Genomic DNA, 17,070 nt, shown 5'->3' with positions numbered 1-17,070 from the left:
AATGAAAATACTGAAACTCTTTTTTTGCTCTTTGATGCCAGTTTTCTTCACTTTGTCTGGAAAGGCTGAAAGCAATGTCAGCCAGAAGATCGCTGAAGAACTCACCCAGTGTCGTCTAGAATCTTCTCAGCTTATTCGCTTAGATTGCTATGACAAAATAGCGCTGTCCTCTACGCCTGCGGCCAATACTTCACCTAATATCGCTCAAATGGGAAAAACTTGGCGCCAAGCTTATGAACACGAAATGAAACGTGTCGAAAATAGTGCGGGTTTCTTAGTCTCAATACCTGAAGATGGTGATTACCCCGTCATTATGACCATTCCAGCCATTGGTTTTCAGCCTCCTCGTCCTGTTCTCATGTTGAGTTGCATCGACAACATTACCCGTATGCAAATTATTTTACCCAATAAACAAGATGCAGGCAGTGTCATGGTCTCAACCGATAGAACGCAATTCACTGCAGAATGGTTTTTACGTGAAAATGGCTATGTATTGGAATCAAGCCGTGGTTTACCTGGCATAGATGAAATCAAGCGTTTATTAAATGGCGAAAAATTGACCTTAAAATTAACGAATAACGAAAAACTAACGTTCAATATTTCAGGGATGTCCCAAGAAATTAAACCATTAAGAGCCGCTTGCCACTGGTAAAAATAATGACAAACAATACCCCTTATTCTTGGAAAGAACAGTTGCTTGCCCATCTTGATGAGCAGCTGGTGTGTCGTGCTGTGAACGATAGTGACCCCGACTGGGAGTATATCGATAGTGAAATGATAAAATTCGGCTCTCTTAGTCACAGCCAATTAGATGTTAAAGAAATTCAACGTCGGTGTTTGCGGTTGCTTGAAACACAGACAAAAGATTTCCGCTTAATCGTTCACTTATTACGTACCTTACAGCATGCTGGTGAACCTAAAGAGTTAGTTTTAGCAGCGCAGATCCTTTCTGATTTTACGCGCCAGTATTGGCATGTCTGCTATCCAACGAATATTAAGCTCAAGGTACGTCTAGCTAACCAAATTCTAAAACGCTTCGAATCAGTGAACGATATTTTTTGCCGTTCTGCTAATAGCAAAATGCGTGATGATATTCTGGGATCTTTTGCCTATTTAGCTCAATTTTGGCATGAACAGAGCCCCGAACTTTCTGAACAAGTTGATGCATTGAGTCGAGGTTATCAACGAATTGAAGAAAGCGAACAGCCCATCGTGTTAGCTTCAGCGCCAAAAGAAGCCGCAAGACCTATTACAGAAGCTGTACAACCACCAGCAAATAGCCTTGTCATGCCAGCAATCAATATAAATCAGCATGACGAAAGACAATGGAAGCAAACGCTACTCCAAATTTCAGAGATTATTTGTTTGCAAATACCTGAAAGTTCAATTGGTTATCGCTTACGACGCTATGCTATCTGGCATTCCATTACAATGCTGCCTCAAGCCGATCGTCAAGGTAAAACCCCATTAGCGCCGGTTTCGATGGATCGCATAATGGATTACAGAGCCCAACTTTCTCAACCATCAAACTCCCTATTAAATAATATAGAGCAAAGCTTATCACTATCGCCTTATTGGCTAGAAGGCCACATGCTTGCAGCACAAGCAGCAGCTAAACTGGGTTATTCAGAAGTCGCGGATGGTATCGCAGAAGAGTTACGTCTTTTTTTAGCTCGCCTTCCAAATCTCGTCAATTTGCATTTTTCTGATATGAGCCCTTTCGTCCCCGACAGTGTGAAAGAATGGTTAGAAGATTGTCGCCAAACAGAGAGTGGCCAATTATCTCATTCAAATACCACATTATTACAGCAAGATGTTTTACTGTGCTATGAACAACAAGGGCTTGAAGCCGCATTGAAACTCATTGAGTCAAGCCTTGTCACTGCAATAGAGCCTAGAGATAAATTTTATGGGCAATTATTGTCAGCGCAACTATTCGAGCTCTCAGGAATGGGCTATATGGCGGCCCACTTATATCAGCAACTTTATACCGCTACTTTACACATTTCACTCGAGGATTGGGAACCCAGCCTCGTAAGACAACTCGTTCAAAAAACAGACAAAACACAAGAAACAACAATGACTATGGATAGGGATCTACAATAATGAAATTACCGTTTTTCTCCATTTCAAACATAACCAATTCGGTAAAAAAACTGTTTTTTGCTGATAGGCCAAAAATTGCCTCCTTTTTCCTATTTTTATTAGCGTTACTCCCTGCTCTCGTCATTGTGTGGATTTGGTGGTGGGGGCCGACATTCACTTATCAAGACTCAAAGCCATTTAGTACACTCACCTCACGCTGGCTTGCTACGTTAATTATTATTTTGCTTGTTGTCAGTTGGATAGGTTTAGTTACATGGCGTCGAGTAAAAAAACTTGAAGCCTTAAAACTCGATGTTGAGTTAACCGTTGTTGATCCCGTTAGGCAGGATATAGACTTCCAAAATCGTTATTTAGACTATTGGAAATCTCAATTTACGCGCCACCTAAATGGCCATACTAAGGCCGTTTATTTACGCCCTTGGTATTTTGTTTTAGGTGCAAACCAAAGCGGAAAACATAGCTTATTAAAAAACGCGCTAAATCCATTGGATATCGCGCCAAGTGACAATATCGTTAATGAACAAAAGCTGCCTTTAAATATTGAGTGCTTGTTGACGGATAATGCCATTCTTTTCGTTCCTAACGGCAAACTATTGACTCAACCAAATGAACATCATGAAAAACCTCAGCTCTATCATCGGTTGTGGGAAGAGTTACTTAATTGGATAAAGACTAATCGTTCAAGACAACCCATGAACGGGATTATTTTAACGGTAGATACCTTATCTCTACTCACCAATACGAAAGAACAAAATAGCCAATTAATTGCTGACCTGCAAATGCGTATTGAAGAAATTAGAATGACTTTTAATAGTCAACTACCATTATATATCGTATTAACGAAGCTAGATTTATTACGTGGTTTCGATTCAATGTACCAGTCATTGGATGCGCAACAACGTAACCAAGTACTGGGGGTTTCTTTCGATCTTAAATCTCAAAAAGATTGGAAGACGGGTTTAACGCATTTCTGGTTACAGTGGGTTAGCCAAATGAATAGCGCACTACCAGAAATGATGCTACAACGAGCAGAAGGTAACCAACGTAGTGATTTATTCAGCTTTGTACGTCAAATAGAAGGGTTACAGAGCCACGTTATAACATTAATTAATGCACTGTTGATTAATAACGAGCAACATAACATTTGTTTAAGGGGCGTTTATCTCACCTCTGCATTGCAGATTGGCCAAATAGACGATGTCTTTAGCCAAACGGCATCCGTGCAATACCATTTACCAACAGCCCCTCTAACAACTTGGCCAATCAATGATAGCCACCCTTATTTTACACATAATTTATTTGATCAAGTCCTCTTCAGTGAGCCGAATTTAGCCGCTGAAAATCAATATTGGGTCAAAAAGCACCGTTCTCGCCTCTTAGTCACAACACTGGCCAGTTTTGCTGGTTTAATTGCACTTTGGAGTGGTTGGAACCACTATTATGATAAAAACTACCGCGCCGGTGAGAGTGTGCTTAATGAGGTTAAAGCATTCAGAACGATAGATAATAACGTCCAAAAAGATACTGATGGTAGCTTACAACTTCCTGTCCTCAACCCATTACGTGAAGCGACGCTTGCCTATGGGAACCACCGCGATAAAAATGTGCTATTTTCTGATATGGGACTGTATCAAGGCCAAAAAGTCGGCCCACAAGTTGAGCAAGTTTATCTGCAATTACTGACCGAGCGTTTCTTACCTGCAATTATGTCAGGGCTTTTAATTGAGCTTAATAATGCAGATAAGGGCAGTGAAGATAAACTCGAAATGTAGCGCGGCGAAATAATTTGCACTAATTGGCGAGCAATTGTGCATTAAAAGATAGATATATAATTGCTAGGTTTTGCACTGTGCAGAATTGATAGAAATAAACAACATTAAAAACTTGGCAAGCCTTACGGCTTGCCGTGGATATTATGGTTTTTGTGGCCAATCGATATCTGGTGCGAATGAAGTGTCAATATCAGATAATTTGACGCTGTAAATTTCCCACTGCCTAAGAAGTTCAATTTCTTCATCTGTTGCCATTCCTAAGCGCACTTTGCGCTCAAGCATTAAGATATTTTGCTCTGCCGATCCTAATCTCTGAGCTTTTTCGCTATTTGCGTCTATTAGCGCTAACTCATGATAATTTTTCACATAAACAAAAGCATTCTTTTTGGGGTTCCATGTTTTATACTTATCAGTAGTCCAACGTACAAATATAAGATTGTCATCTTTATCTAAAACGAGGGCGTCCCCGCTCTGTTGACGTATTAATAATTCGTCGATAATCTCATCATCTACAACGATGTGACAACTTTTGTCTAATTCTTCAATATCAAAATCAATTGATAGTGTTTTTTTGTTATATGCGTGCATTTTCACCCCACAAGCCAAATTTCTGTTACTTTACCACCACCAGTATTGTGCGAATACACAACACTATTTTGTCTCACTTCTACTGCTATTGATGAACCAGCGCCTGTCGTTGCATATGCTTTATATGTTTCATGTGTAACAAGCGCTTGTACTTTTGCAAATCCATCATGAAAGACAATGACTTTTTTCCCGATCGCATTTTCACCAAAACTAAAGACTTGTCCTACCGACGCTTCTCCTCCTGTGTATATTTTTTTTGTTTTATGGCTCGAAATTTCGACTGAATTGTCAATTTCAGAAAATGGAAACGTAACGCGCTTTTCCCCCCCGCTTTTTGGTCTAAATCTGATTACGACAGCATTTCTGGTCGGTGTCGTAAATATATCAAAATCATCACCAGATTCTGTTTGTCTAAATGTCAGCATTGGATAATCAATAGAATCAATGCGCATAGATTCATTGGCAGTCGGCTTATTTTTTAATAAAAAATCTCCTTTATCCTGCTTTTTATCTATCTCAACTTTAAGTGCTTCTATTGCTTCTATTGCTGCTATTTGCTCCCATTTGTTTTTTTTATCACCATGAATCGTTCTGATATATGCAGTAGGAACACTCGTGTTATATGAAATAGCAAGTTGTGTTTTGTAGTGAACAGACGCAGCAAGATTGAATATCGCAAATCCGTTTGCGCTGTCGGGATTATCGCTACTTCCAGCGCGGGATAAATAACTCCCACTTTCGTTCTCGGAAACAATTTCTTTCAATACTCCGCCGATGCCATGATTTCTTAATTCATTTGTGATCTCATTTTGACTCATCGTTTTCGTTAATGATGAGCCAGCGTTTTGGGCAACATCATTTTTATCAAATTTCCCACTTAACCCCTCGGTTAATGCTTTATTTGTTGCATAGTCACCCGCAGGGGCGTAATTCCCTTTAGGTTGATATCTGCCGTCTGATTCAATTTTTGAATAGCTGTACCCAAGTGCGGCAAGTTTACCAATCTCAGTCGTAAACAAATTCAGGCTAGGGACTTTGTCGTTATCGTTGCCTTTCTGGCCTGAAATGTTCGCCTTGTCGAATTTTTTATTAAGGCCATTATCAACATAAGCCGTCGAGGCATAATTACCACTACCAATAATTTGACTGATTGCTTCTGCGAGCTGATTAGTCTTTTTAGGATCGGGTTGAATACCTGCTTTAGCCAGTACGTTTTTTATTTCTAACTGAACATCACGCGTGGCTGACTGGACATTATTGAGCCAGAGTGCGGTGACAATCGTACCTAATTGTCCCGTGGTAGGGTCACCATCATGAAAGGCACTGTCTGGGGTATTAATGGGTGGCATTAAGTCCTGCATATCAAGACTCCTGATAAGTAAAATAACAGAATGTATGCGCGGGTTTTAAGTCATTAAATACCGTTTCAATGACTGAATCCGCCCAAAATGAAAGGCGCTCACCTGCAATGGAGCCACCTGCGCGAAAGCGATAAAATTGCGCTTTTGAACCGAAAATATTGACGACCCATACCCATAAAATACCAGGATGAGTTAACCTATCACCTGCACGGCTTACACCAGCCTGAAAGGGTTCTAACTCATCAATGGTAATGTCATAACCGAGCTTTTTCGCCAGTTGAACAAAATAAGGGATGGATAGACCGCCTGTTTCAGCGAGTTTGATGAGAACCAACTCAAGGCGCTGCTGATAGCTTAATTTTGCATCGGGCGTTAAGTCTAAAACCCGCTCCCAATCAGGAAGCAGGCTTTCAGCAAAGTATGGCGTAACACCATTTCGGGCACGGTCAGCACTTTCTAGAGAGAGATTAAAACGTTTTGCTTCAGCGTTGAGTTCGGCATCCAGTCGAGGCGCATCCAGAGAATAACTAACAGGGGGTAAGAGCTGCTTTAATAACGATTTCATTGCGGTAACCTCACCACAATATTGCCTGGTCGTAGCCATTCAAGGTGCGTCTCATCGACCAAGGCGATCACATTACCCGCAGGCTTGATAATGACACGGTCAGTAATGCCGGGTATTAATGAAATAGCCGTTTCGACTTCACTACGAATTAAACGCTGACTTGGGGCAATACGGCTCATTACGGCTTGAATTTCGTTTTCAACTTGCGCAATTGCAGCTTCTAAGCTGATACCTTCGAGGGTGACTTCAACCTCAAAGTCAACGTTTCGTAGTGTCGGTGCGAGTACATAAGAATTTTTGGCCGTGACGGGTCGAACATCATCAATATGCGCTTGAGCAGCTTCAATAATGTCACGAGAAGGTAGACCGTCGGCAGAAGTGATCGCAATATCCACTGTTCCCAAACCACGACGCAACGGATAAACAAACGCATTCGTCACACCAGTCACCTCTAGTGCCCAACGGCGATAGTCGTATTTATTGCCTCCTGCGGGTGGACGTCGAATAATATCAAGTAAACGCGCTAATAGACTTGCGTCAGACTCAATATCTGTACCACCTGAAAGCTGATTAATTGCCACTAAACTGTTAACGCCCATCGGTGCATTGACCAGTTCGCCCGTGGTGGGCTTGGTTAAATTGCTTATCGTGCCTGATTGGCTGGCTTGGATAGTGACGGTGGCCTGAGCATTTTCAGATAAAGTGACTTCTGCGGTTGTAAAACAAGAAACATTATCGCCTCGAATTTGACTCCCCGCAGGCAATACCGCGCCTTTTGAGCCTGTGACCACGGCGATCCCTTTTGCGGTTGTTGCAGGTTTACGGGTTAAATTACGTATCCGTGCGTGAAGCTCTAAATAGTCGCTATCTGCCGTATCAGGAAAGATTTGGCGCACAATCCAGCTTTGGTGCTGGTAAATTCCCTCAGCAACACTGGCAACGGAAGAGGCACGCACAAAATAATCGCTATCCGTGCCGATATCCGCATCAGGGAGCTGATTTTTGAGGTCATTGAGTAAGGTATCGCGGATTTGCTCAAATGTAGGCGTAATAAACATCAGGCAATCCTCACGGTATGTTTAAAGTTTTGTGTTTGGTTACCCGCATCGATGATCTCAATCCACAATACTGCCCGTTTTAGGCCATCACGATGGACGGTCACCTGAATCGAAAGCGCACGGCCATCATCAAGTAAGGGCTGCAATGCTTGTTCGGCATATTGACGAGCGAGCACATACACGCGAGAAACATCTTTTTCACGCGTTAATTCGTGCAATCGTGAACCTAAAGAACGGTCAGCCCACCAACTGCCGAGTGGGGTCATTAGACGCAAGTAAACGGCATTAGAGAGGGTATTGGTTCGGGTTCCAGCGTAATCGCCAGTTGATGTATCGAGTGCTCTGTCCATGCTGCGCAGTATCGCAGCATGGGTAAATGATTAGTGTGTGAAGAGGTTCAGCACTTTATATGAGGGGAGCTAGGGTTTTGATTTACCCGTATCGGCACCATTATTGCCGTTTGGATGTCTATGGCCTGTCAGAGAAATATCACCTGCTTGAACATCACCATCGGTTTGATAGTTGCCTGAGGTTTGCGTGATATTACCCTCAAAGTTAGCCCCTTTGCCACCTTTAATTGCCATACCGCCATTGCCCGTGATTTGTTGCATAGCGGTAAGCTGCTCACTGGTGGTGACCATGGGGGTGTTAAAATCGGCTTTATCTTCCGCATTGACTTCATACTGCTTGCAATTAACCCGATAAAGGTCACATTCAACATCAATAATGCGTCCTCGTTTTAACACAATTTTAGCCCCCTCGTCGGTATACAAGGCCACTTCGCCCGATTCCAGCCCCGCAAGGCGATAAGCGCCATGTTCAGTAGCAATGACAATACCATGAGAGGAACGACCACCTAATGGCAGTATAATGGCTTCTGTGCCTGGTAGAGGGCGAGAAGTAAAACCATAATGTTGAAAGATTTCTTGACCTTGTAATGATTCACCCGATAAACCTTCACCTTGCATGGTTTGGACTTTACCTTCACTATCCGTGGCATTTAATACCGCCCTAAACGCCATTCGAATACCGTTTAAGGCTTGGTTAATACGTTGATTAATTTGGATCCACATCATTTATTGACCTCCACTAACATCAACAGGTCTAATTTGGTCTTTCCCTTTCTTTTTACTGCCTTTTTTACCTTTTTTCTGTTTCGGGAAAGCGTCGGGGATCCAAACCGCATCTTCTTTAAATCGCAACTGCGTTACTGCACCGCCTGGACGCCCCCCAATAAACGTGCGACCCATTAAAAAAAAGATATCATCAATATCGTGTAACTCACTTTGAATGTGTACGCGTTGCCCTGGTGTCCATAACTCACCATTCGGAGTTCGATGACCATACACCTCCGCCACAATATCAAGACCCGATAAGCGAGCATCGGCCATGGCTTTTTTGGCACGGTACTGGAGCTGCTCTTGGTTATCAACATCGCCCGAGGTTAGTATTTGCGGGCGATAATACGGTACAGTTGGGTCGGTCACTTTTATTTTCAGACTGTGTTGACCCGATGTACTCGAAACGGCCGCCGTATCATCGGTATCGTCTGAATCATCAATATTGACAGAAAAGGCTTGGGGAGCAGACCGACTCACATCAACAGGCCTAATCGGTAATTTTTTATTGCTTGTGGTGGTTGCGTGGCTTTGAGCCAATACCATTAACTCTGAAAAACAGCCTTGAATATTGCGGCTATCTGACAGTGATATCAGGTTATTACCTTGTCCATCACGGCGCATGATGAGGTCTGCAACAGGTGGTTGATTATAATCAGGCCCACCTATGACTAACGTTCCATCTGGATCGAACCACGGGTGTAAACCTCGACCTGCCGCTGCTTTCATGAGTGAGTCCCACGCGCGCTCACCAGGCTCAATATGCACGCGGTCATTACGGGTGACACCATCGGCTTGAATACGGATTTTTTTAATTCCTAATGGCCGCACAATGCTAGCAATCACCTCATCAAGACTTAACTGACGAGCACTAAAAATAGGGGCTGCACAATCGACTAAAATCGCGGAATCATCACGACCCGATAGGCTTAACGTCACACCACGACGGGAAACATCACGCACTACAGCATCAACACGACCCGACAGCACCACATCATCATTAATTTTCACTTTAACGGGTGCACCTCTTACCGCATCCGCAGGAAAATTCCCCTCGGGTAACCCAAGGGATAATTGCCAGGCATCGGCCGCTTTTAAAAAATCACTGTCAATGCGGTAGGTTTGCCAATCACTGTGTGATGTGCCCCCGATTAACAGGGTAATTTTATCTTTTAACTCGGTATTATCGGGCGTAGGCATTGATGATATCTCCGACTTGTAGGAAGTTTGGATTACGAACCTGTGGATTTAAACGGTGCAGTTCGGTAGCGCGACGATAATCGCCATACCAGGTGTGTGCGAGTAAATGAAAGTTAGCAGGCGCAGTGAGGGTCTTACGGGTCAATGGTGGGCGTTTTTCAATAACACGAAGTCCCAAGGTTTGTACGCCTAGTGCGACTTCTTTGAGGGATGATACGACGCCTTGCCATAATAAACCGATAGGCTCGGCATCAGAGCTGACCGATTGTGTACGAGGTTGGTAATCCGTGCGTAATGTGATGATAGCCTGCAATGCTAACATCCTCACTTCATTGACCATCAGCTCAATATCGGCGGGTGACATTTGATTAGGTTGGACAGGGTCTGCAAGCACTTGTGTGGTAATGGCCGCAATTTCAGCTACAGCCATAACTTGATACAGTACTACCAAATCCTGCACATCAGCAGGCTGCGCATTGCTTGGCATGGGGACGGTGACCGCGCGTTCTTCTTGCACTAATGCAACAGGTAAACTGACTAACTCATCAACTACCGCAACGCTATCACTCCACGCCGATAATAACGTGGTCGCATTTACCCCTTGCTCCACGTTGACGGTTTGTGAAGCATTGGGAAGATAGCCATTTTGGGGAGTATTTGAGGTCATAAACGGCGAACTGTAGCCTTTATAGCCATTGGATTGCGTTGTATTAATCACACCAGGGAATTTTAAATTAAGCAAATCGCCTACGGCACTGGTGCGAACATCTAAAACTGATTGCAAATCATTGATAAAAGCACGCGGATAACTAAGATAATTCACACCGTCACTGAATGCGCCATTAAAATCACCGCGCATGATAATTAATGTATTCATCATGCCTGATAATGCCGCTTTACCTTTTGCAAGATACCGAACACCTTTATTCACGGGAGCCATAACCTGTTCAAACAGGTCACTCATGCGCTCTGAGAGCTGATTGATTTTGTCAAAGATATCATCACCAAGCTGCTCAGGGTGCGCTTGTGCGAGTTGTGTGCCAGTGTTCCCTTCGAGGAAAACCAACTCTAAGCTACAGCTATCCACATTTTCAGCCTCATGACCGATGCTGTACTCAATGCATTGAGCCTGCGGAATAGAGCCGTGGACAGGATGAATTAACTCGCCTTTGCCTGGCTCATCGAGCACCGCAATGAGGTTATCCATATCACGTTTATAATTGTCACCCCAAAATACGGCACTGATGCGAAAATTACGGGGTTTGCGCCCCAAATCCATGACATCGCCACCATCAATAAAGGGGTATTCATGGGTTGCAACCTCACGGGATATGCTGTCTTTGGTGTTGTACACATCAAAGGTCACCCCACGAAATGAGGCATTTTGTAAATCGGTTTGCCAACTCATGGGAACATGCCTCCCGTGGTGCGACCTGCATCTTGACCATTAACACGGTTGACCGACTCAGCCACTTGCTGGCCGTCGAGTTCAACCACGCTGCGTACTTCAATCACGGGGGGTGGCGGTGGGTTTTTGAGGGCTTGTGTTAAATCGAGTAAAGGTTGAAGCACGCCAGATTTTTCAAGGGCGTCAAAGGTGATCACATCTTTATCGATGGCTCGCTCATTCTTAATAAAAGGTGACGCGGATTCCCCCGTTAAGTATGGGCTAACTTTGATAGGATTATCTTCTAAACGTTGGTCACGTTTTTGTAACCAAATATCGATACCCGCAGGCAAATAAGGATATTTAGAACCCTCTAAACCTTCATCAGTGAATTCTTTTCTTCGCTTAGCCTCAAGCGATTCAAGGTTATCTTTTGAGTTATTTTCATTTAGCATGTAACTCAGTATTTCAGAGTAAAAGCCAAACTTACCCAGTAAATTTTTATCAAAGAGATTATTGTTAAAACCGCTATCTTTCCAGTTAGTCACATGCACAGGAAGCCCACCAGTTCCCGCACCACCGATAGGGTTGAACATGCCCGGCTTAGGTGCGCCTTTACCACCTAGAATGCTACCTAATCCAGACCCACCACCAAATAGAAACTTCAATGCAGCAAAAGCAACAGCGGCTTGCGTCATGGCTTCAATAGCCGTTTTAGCCCCCATAGCTGCGGTCGTTAAGGTAGGAAATTCTTTGCTAAAATCAGTAAACTTATCCGCTAATGTACCAAGTGCATCAGATATTGGTTTGGCTGAATCCATTTCTGCAAATTGTTTAGCATTGCCAGCTTGATCTGTTTTAAATTGATTACCCGCAGAGATTACCGCAAATTGAATATCACCTTCACCTTGACCTTCGCCTTTATTTTTTTGTTCTAATACTTTTTGTTTTACTTCATTTCTATACTCACTTTGGCCTTTTAAGCCGATAACAGCCATCAGTGTGCCCTGATCTCCTATTAATTGACCAATAGCGGAACCTTCAGCTATTTTAGCCATTGCAGCTAATGTCCTTTGGTGCTCAGGGTCATTCTGATCTGTTTTATTTAATTTATCTTGCAGTGCTTTATATTTGGGATTATTAGCAGCTATTTTGTCAGTAAGACCAATAAAAGCATCAATTGGATCAATACCTTTTTCTCTCGCATTAATAAGTGTTCCTGACAGGTCAATACCATAACCATCTACTTTAATTCTCTCAGCCGCAGTGCCTAATTCTCGACTATTTAATTTGAGCAGAAAGTTCATTAAGTTATTACCTGCTTGGTCATTTGTACCAGCTGTTGAAACTACGGCTTGGTTAGCAGCGACAATTGATGCAAAGTCATCGAGTCCATTCATACCTACACTATTTGCAGCCGATAGTTGCTGTGCTAACCATTTAGCCATATCAGGTAATTCAAAAGCACCTTCTTGGCCACCTTTAAGCGCCATATCTAAAGCAGTTTTAATATCTTTTGGGTCACTAATACCAAAGTTCTTTTTTAATGCGGCAGAAACGGCGGCTAAATCTAAACTTCGAACACCTGATGCAGTGCTGTATTTCTGAATTAAAGGGAGAAGGCCATTGATTTCTTTATCAGTAAAAATCCCTTCTGATAGTAATTTACTTAATACCTCAGCAGCTTCATCAATTGAACCTCCGCCTTCTGCAACGGATTTTCTTATAAGTGTATCAAGTGTTTTCATGCCCTCTAGCCTGCCGAATTCATCACGATCACTGAATGCAGTATTACTCATATAGGCTAATCGTTGCTCATAACTCATCTGCTGTTTAACTGGCTCAGCATAAGCCATACCCCCCGCAATCATCGCTCCACCGATTTGAGTCAAGCTACCACCAATATCAGATAAGCGAGCCAGTTTATTCATACCTTGCATTTCAGTTTTTAACTCGCCTACACGTTGTCGCATACGTGAATAAGCACGGGATTGCTCATCAATGGAGAGTGTGCCACTACGGGCTAGGCGGTTATAAGCTGCGACTGTTTGTTGAATTTCGCGTTGTATGGCGCGTTCAGCTCTAATCCCTAACGTTTCACGGGCACGGTTTTGACGCCTGACTTCTTCCCCTAATGCCCGATTTTGGCGTATGCCTTCTTCGGCGGTGGTACGTTGGCGCTTACCGAGTTTTTCTTGCGCTTTTTCAGCGTTCTGGCTCTCTTTGGTGCTATCACGCATCAATTTTGTGATCACTTTGGATGCCGCATCACGCGCAGACAGCACCATTGATAACTTAAATTCTTTCGCCATGATTAACCTCGTTTGGATTTTTGCTTACGTTGACGGCGGGACTTGACACGGGTCGTTTTCGATTTTGTCGATGTTGACTTACCGCCATGCAGGCGATTTAAGGCATTGAGATAGCCGTCCAAGGCAGGACGGCTCATAGAAAGGCATTGTTGCTCAGTGAAACCGTACTTACCTAGAGCTAAGACGACGGTTCGGAAGCTGTCTCGTCGTTGTTCTCGGCTCGCCGCTTTTTTTTTGCGTCATCAATCGCACTGTCAATCACGTCATAATCCATACTAGTGAGGTTATCCAGTAGGAAATCCGTGGTAATATCCTCCAACGAGATATCACCCAGTTGGGTGAGCGCACGTTTAGTAAGTGCCATGCGATAATAGAGGTCAGCGCCTTTGGTTTCTGTTGAACCACAGGCCTCCTCAGTTTCATCAAGCGCATCATAAACGTCACGCATGACAGGGATTTTGACGGCAAATATCAAGTGACGTTTGCCGTCATGGTCGATTCCATCCAGTAACATCAGCGGTTTTACATCAGCCATTATTCAATCACCTTACGCAATGCATTCAGTTTTAGATCACGTTTTGCTTCGTTATCGGTGGAATATTTTTCCCCGACCTCTGTCACAAAACAGTCAAGGTATGAGATACGCTTACCACCTGAGCCACTAATCGGGTATTGGGTCAGCTTCGAGCCTTCAATCGCGCCCCAATCCATATCACCGTTTAAAGGGATCACAACAGAAATAGACAGTTCATAGGTGGCAATGCCGCGCATGAATCCCTTGGCGCGTCCTGTTTTGTTCATGGTTTTGACAAGCTTACGGCCTGTGACTTCTTGCACATCCATGTCGGTAACTTCCACTTCGCGGCCGTCAATTTCTAAAACAATCGCACCTGCATATTCTTCTAACATCAGTGTTCTCCTTAGACGAACAGGTCAATGCGACCCGCAAACACATGCAAGCCATTGACAACATCGGCAGGGATAGCGGCATTCAGACGGTTAGGGTCTTTACCGTCACGCTCAACCAACAATAGTCCCTTGTTTTCTTCCACGTTTTCGAGGATTTCTTCCTCTTCGAGTTTAATCAGCACATCCAACAGCTCAGAGCGGACTTTCACGCGCGTGCGCTCATTGAGCTTGTCGCGAGGAAAACGCTGTGAAATACGCTCACGGCACGCTTTACGGGTATAATCCAAGGTACGAATGGTGGTTAAATCCAGTAACGCAGTATCTTCAACGCCTTCCACATTACGGGTATAGGTGGTAATGGCGCGCACAATCTGCACACGGTTACCTGCGCCCACTTCAAGTGGGGTTAAGCCGTTATGTAAGGCGTTTTCTTGCTCATTGCGTCCCGCGCGTTTGGTCACAGGGGCAATATCTAACCCTTTCAGTTCAAGGGTGTTGAGTGGACGCGCAGGGTCTTCTTCCGAGGCAATCACAGCACCATACGCCGCACTGATTTGACACGGTAATTTTACCGAGCCTGGATACCATGCGATTGATGTCCGACCATCATTAATATCACTGGCGAGGGTAGTTCCTGTACTGAGCGTGCCAGTCCAGCCAGCCGTACCAATTGCGCCGCGTTGTTCCATGGCACCACTCACTTTTTCTAAATGGGTGCGTAATTTTAACAGCGAAGTTTTATCACTAAATGGAATAGAAATAATGTTATGACCTGCCGCAAATACGGCATCAAGCGCAGGTTGAATATCAGCGTTATTTTCACCGCCGACCATCGCGGTGACTGTTGCGGTAACCCCTTTGGCCGTCGATTGCACATCAATAACAATATCATTACCCCAATCACCGGATTGACGCGCGGTGAGCGTCACAGTGCCATTGGCTTCGCCTGTCAGCGCAGCGACCACAGGCAAGTGAGTATTCGCATTGACAATATCTACAACCGCCTGATTAAGCACAGATACCGTATCTGCCGTTTCAACAGGGATATCGAGGCGTTCACCACACACGAACAGTGAGAGCGTGCCACCCCGTGTGGCAGGGGCGGTAATGGTCAAGGTAGCACTGGCTTTTTTACCTGCGGCTGCCTCTTCAATACCAATGACCTGCAATTGTAAATAGGGGTTTGCATCAATCGCGGCTTTCGCCATGATATGCGCTAACGAACCCGCACCAAAGGCAACGGCGGCAGCGTCATCATCATAGATATCAAGGGGCATTAATGGCGACGCCTGCGCCGTCGATAACATTGACGCAATAATTAAAAGCGTCTGAGGGTTGCCTGGCAGCGTGCGCGTTGCCATACGCGTATTGAATTCAAAATATTTCCCAGGTTTGCGAATGCTACCCGGAATGGTATCAAAGGTTACCGTCATGATTTTTGTCCTTTGTTTGTGGCTTTCTTGCTCACCAAGACTAAATCACCGTTAGTCAGTAGGCGGCGGTAATAAGCGGTGTCTGGCACAGAAACCGCCTCACCATCGGTAATATAGCGACGGTGCTGATATTCAAATGACACCCGTAAAGTGGGTGCGGCTTTCACTAACAGTGTGTTCATGGTGTGGGTTTCCTTGTCGGCACTAAGTCCGCAGGTGCTTCAGCACTACCAACACCCGGTGGGTCATAGTGCAATCCGACACGCAACAAATCAGGGTCGGGCTGTTGAAGCTTGCCGCGATAAAGATTAAAAAGGTTATCGGCTTCGTCAGGGTTGCTCGTAAATTCAGGCCAATCGCCATTCGCGAGAACGTGTTCATGCCAACGGGTTTCAAATTCACACGCAAAAATTGACAGTGCCCGCTCATTGACTTGCGTGTTGTAAAGCGTTCTGACGACACCAGGCATCAATGGGTCGATGGTCAGCCCTAAATCCTGCCCTGTTAACAAGCGACGAACACCGTGTATATGTCGATACGTGCCAACCTCATTGAGGTTAGCGCCACCTGTCCGGCTTGCAGCGTCACTGCGCGTGTTATAATCACCCACCATGACCACAAATTTACCTGTCACAATCACTTTCTGTCGGCTGGTACTGGTGTATTTGCTGTTTGTGATCCCGCCGAACGTCACCCAAGCCGCCGGAAATGCCCGGATGATATTGCCCATATCCACATCGAGTTCACCGCTGTAGCTGGCAACTTCACGTAACATACGCCCCATACCCAGCGTTAGACGTTGAATGATGCTGCTTTCAATTTGAGTGATCAAAATGCACCTCCGCGCGTTGAGTCACGACCAAACTGACGTTGACTGCTTCCAAATTTCATTTGTGAAGACGACTTGATCACTTGACCGTTATCGGAACGCCCCAGACTAATTTTGCCTTCAGCCACGCGCTCAAAAAAACGAATAGCATCGTCATAGCGTGTCTGGATTTCAGGCGTGGACATCTTATACGTTGTTGCCAGATGGTAACGGGCAATGTCACAGCATCGCCCCGTCAATATCCGAGCACCATCTGCAAAGGGGAGCGCATAACGCCCCACAAGATAACCGTCAATTTCACTGCTCGCGCGCGCTAGCGCATAAACCATCACCTCAGCATTGATTTGTCCTGTCATGGCTTCATCAGTGAGGCTCACGCATTCACGCTCACCAAACGCTTTCAACATGTCATCTTGTGTGGCGTACATAGCA

Annotated in this window: 18 protein-coding genes; 3 read left to right on the top strand and 15 right to left on the bottom strand. The window is 44.5% G+C overall.

Annotated features, from left to right (window positions below; translation table 11 throughout):
- Position 1: 1 nt before the first annotated feature.
- The 3 genes from vasI to tssM are packed head-to-tail and all read left to right on the top strand — an operon-like array spanning position 2 to position 3,878.
- Positions 2 to 652 carry a type VI secretion system-associated protein VasI gene (gene vasI, locus M1E86_RS06820; protein WP_213914121.1) on the top strand — a complete coding sequence of 217 codons (651 nt, stop codon included), beginning with the start codon at positions 2 to 4 and terminating at the stop codon, positions 650 to 652.
- Between the two features lie 5 nt (positions 653 to 657).
- The gene (gene tssA / locus M1E86_RS06815; RefSeq protein WP_213914122.1) at positions 658 to 2,106 is read left to right on the top strand and encodes a type VI secretion system protein TssA; all 1,449 of its coding nucleotides are present in this window, start codon (positions 658 to 660) and stop codon (positions 2,104 to 2,106) included.
- Complete coding sequence (tssM, locus tag M1E86_RS06810; RefSeq protein WP_426099317.1) at positions 2,106 to 3,878, top strand: type VI secretion system membrane subunit TssM; 1,773 nt, start codon at positions 2,106 to 2,108, stop codon at positions 3,876 to 3,878. The genes tssA and tssM overlap by 1 nt, the downstream gene beginning before the upstream one ends.
- A gap of 141 nt (positions 3,879 to 4,019) precedes the next feature.
- Here tssM and M1E86_RS06805 read toward each other — a convergent pair whose 3' ends face one another.
- The 15 genes from M1E86_RS06805 to M1E86_RS06735 all read right to left on the bottom strand — a co-directional run bounded on the left by M1E86_RS06805 (position 4,020) and on the right by M1E86_RS06735 (position 17,066).
- Positions 4,020 to 4,466 (bottom strand): tail fiber assembly protein, encoded by a 447-nt coding sequence (locus M1E86_RS06805; protein WP_426099316.1) that lies wholly within the window; start codon positions 4,464 to 4,466, stop codon positions 4,020 to 4,022.
- Positions 4,467 to 4,468: 2 nt separating this feature from the next.
- On the bottom strand, positions 4,469 to 5,827 hold the full coding sequence (locus M1E86_RS06800) for a hypothetical protein (RefSeq protein WP_426099315.1): 1,359 nt from the start codon (positions 5,825 to 5,827) through the stop codon (positions 4,469 to 4,471).
- A gap of 1 nt (position 5,828) precedes the next feature.
- Positions 5,829 to 6,392, bottom strand: coding sequence for a YmfQ family protein (locus tag M1E86_RS06795; RefSeq protein ID WP_426099314.1), 564 nt, complete (start codon positions 6,390 to 6,392; stop codon positions 5,829 to 5,831).
- Positions 6,389 to 7,453, bottom strand: coding sequence for a baseplate J/gp47 family protein (locus M1E86_RS06790; protein ID WP_426099445.1), 1,065 nt, complete (start codon positions 7,451 to 7,453; stop codon positions 6,389 to 6,391). The genes M1E86_RS06795 and M1E86_RS06790 overlap by 4 nt, the downstream gene beginning before the upstream one ends.
- Positions 7,450 to 7,800, bottom strand: a complete 351-nt coding sequence (locus M1E86_RS06785; RefSeq protein WP_102140726.1) for a phage GP46 family protein — start codon at positions 7,798 to 7,800, stop codon at positions 7,450 to 7,452. Before M1E86_RS06785 ends, M1E86_RS06790 begins: the two co-directional genes overlap by 4 nt.
- Positions 7,801 to 7,869: 69 nt before the next feature.
- The gene (locus tag M1E86_RS06780; protein ID WP_426099443.1) at positions 7,870 to 8,523 is read right to left on the bottom strand and encodes a phage baseplate assembly protein V; all 654 of its coding nucleotides are present in this window, start codon (positions 8,521 to 8,523) and stop codon (positions 7,870 to 7,872) included.
- 3 nt (positions 8,524 to 8,526) lie between these two features.
- Positions 8,527 to 9,768 carry a phage baseplate assembly protein gene (locus tag M1E86_RS06775; protein ID WP_426099313.1) on the bottom strand — a complete coding sequence of 414 codons (1,242 nt, stop codon included), beginning with the start codon at positions 9,766 to 9,768 and terminating at the stop codon, positions 8,527 to 8,529.
- The gene (locus tag M1E86_RS06770; protein WP_426099312.1) at positions 9,752 to 11,176 is read right to left on the bottom strand and encodes a DNA circularization protein; all 1,425 of its coding nucleotides are present in this window, start codon (positions 11,174 to 11,176) and stop codon (positions 9,752 to 9,754) included. Before M1E86_RS06770 ends, M1E86_RS06775 begins: the two co-directional genes overlap by 17 nt.
- On the bottom strand, positions 11,173 to 13,467 hold the full coding sequence (locus M1E86_RS06765; protein ID WP_426099311.1) for a phage tail tape measure protein: 2,295 nt from the start codon (positions 13,465 to 13,467) through the stop codon (positions 11,173 to 11,175). The genes M1E86_RS06770 and M1E86_RS06765 overlap by 4 nt, the downstream gene beginning before the upstream one ends.
- A 178-nt stretch (positions 13,468 to 13,645) precedes the next feature.
- A complete protein-coding gene (locus tag M1E86_RS06760) occupies positions 13,646 to 14,002 on the bottom strand; it encodes a hypothetical protein (protein WP_426099310.1) in 357 nt (118 codons plus the stop codon).
- Positions 14,002 to 14,379: a phage tail protein gene (locus M1E86_RS06755; RefSeq protein WP_112307064.1), complete on the bottom strand. Its 378-nt coding sequence runs from the start codon at positions 14,377 to 14,379 to the stop codon at positions 14,002 to 14,004. Before M1E86_RS06755 ends, M1E86_RS06760 begins: the two co-directional genes overlap by 1 nt.
- 8 nt (positions 14,380 to 14,387) lie before the next feature.
- The gene (locus M1E86_RS06750; RefSeq protein ID WP_426099441.1) at positions 14,388 to 15,812 is read right to left on the bottom strand and encodes a phage tail sheath C-terminal domain-containing protein; all 1,425 of its coding nucleotides are present in this window, start codon (positions 15,810 to 15,812) and stop codon (positions 14,388 to 14,390) included.
- A complete protein-coding gene (locus tag M1E86_RS06745) occupies positions 15,806 to 15,991 on the bottom strand; it encodes a DUF2635 domain-containing protein (RefSeq protein ID WP_102140764.1) in 186 nt (61 codons plus the stop codon). The genes M1E86_RS06750 and M1E86_RS06745 overlap by 7 nt, the downstream gene beginning before the upstream one ends.
- Positions 15,988 to 16,641: a DUF1834 family protein gene (locus M1E86_RS06740; RefSeq protein ID WP_426099309.1), complete on the bottom strand. Its 654-nt coding sequence runs from the start codon at positions 16,639 to 16,641 to the stop codon at positions 15,988 to 15,990. Before M1E86_RS06740 ends, M1E86_RS06745 begins: the two co-directional genes overlap by 4 nt.
- Entirely contained in the window at positions 16,638 to 17,066 is a 429-nt protein-coding gene (locus M1E86_RS06735) for a DUF1320 domain-containing protein (protein ID WP_336845166.1), read from the bottom strand. The genes M1E86_RS06740 and M1E86_RS06735 overlap by 4 nt, the downstream gene beginning before the upstream one ends.
- Between the last annotated feature and the right edge of the window lie 4 nt (positions 17,067 to 17,070).

The organism is Providencia sp. PROV200, assembly GCF_049901995.1.
Lineage (GTDB): Bacteria > Pseudomonadota > Gammaproteobacteria > Enterobacterales > Enterobacteriaceae > Providencia > Providencia rettgeri_E.
This window is presented reverse-complemented; position numbering and strand designations above follow the sequence as displayed.

Coding starts and splice junctions, on each gene's coding strand:
- M1E86_RS06780 (WP_426099443.1), bottom strand. CDS start 8,523: ATGTGGATCCAAATTAATCAACGTATTAACCAAGCCTTAAACGGTATT.
- tssA (WP_213914122.1), top strand. CDS start 658: ATGACAAACAATACCCCTTATTCTTGGAAAGAACAGTTGCTTGCCCAT.
- M1E86_RS06760 (WP_426099310.1), bottom strand. CDS start 14,002: ATGGCTGATGTAAAACCGCTGATGTTACTGGATGGAATCGACCATGAC.
- M1E86_RS06805 (WP_426099316.1), bottom strand. CDS start 4,466: ATGCACGCATATAACAAAAAAACACTATCAATTGATTTTGATATTGAA.
- M1E86_RS06770 (WP_426099312.1), bottom strand. CDS start 11,176: ATGAGTTGGCAAACCGATTTACAAAATGCCTCATTTCGTGGGGTGACC.
- M1E86_RS06800 (WP_426099315.1), bottom strand. CDS start 5,827: ATGCAGGACTTAATGCCACCCATTAATACCCCAGACAGTGCCTTTCAT.
- vasI (WP_213914121.1), top strand. CDS start 2: ATGAAAATACTGAAACTCTTTTTTTGCTCTTTGATGCCAGTTTTCTTC.
- M1E86_RS06765 (WP_426099311.1), bottom strand. CDS start 13,467: ATGGCGAAAGAATTTAAGTTATCAATGGTGCTGTCTGCGCGTGATGCG.
- M1E86_RS06775 (WP_426099313.1), bottom strand. CDS start 9,768: ATGCCTACGCCCGATAATACCGAGTTAAAAGATAAAATTACCCTGTTA.
- M1E86_RS06745 (WP_102140764.1), bottom strand. CDS start 15,991: ATGAACACACTGTTAGTGAAAGCCGCACCCACTTTACGGGTGTCATTT.
- M1E86_RS06735 (WP_336845166.1), bottom strand. CDS start 17,066: ATGTACGCCACACAAGATGACATGTTGAAAGCGTTTGGTGAGCGTGAA.
- tssM (WP_426099317.1), top strand. CDS start 2,106: ATGAAATTACCGTTTTTCTCCATTTCAAACATAACCAATTCGGTAAAA.
- M1E86_RS06795 (WP_426099314.1), bottom strand. CDS start 6,392: ATGAAATCGTTATTAAAGCAGCTCTTACCCCCTGTTAGTTATTCTCTG.
- M1E86_RS06785 (WP_102140726.1), bottom strand. CDS start 7,800: ATGGACAGAGCACTCGATACATCAACTGGCGATTACGCTGGAACCCGA.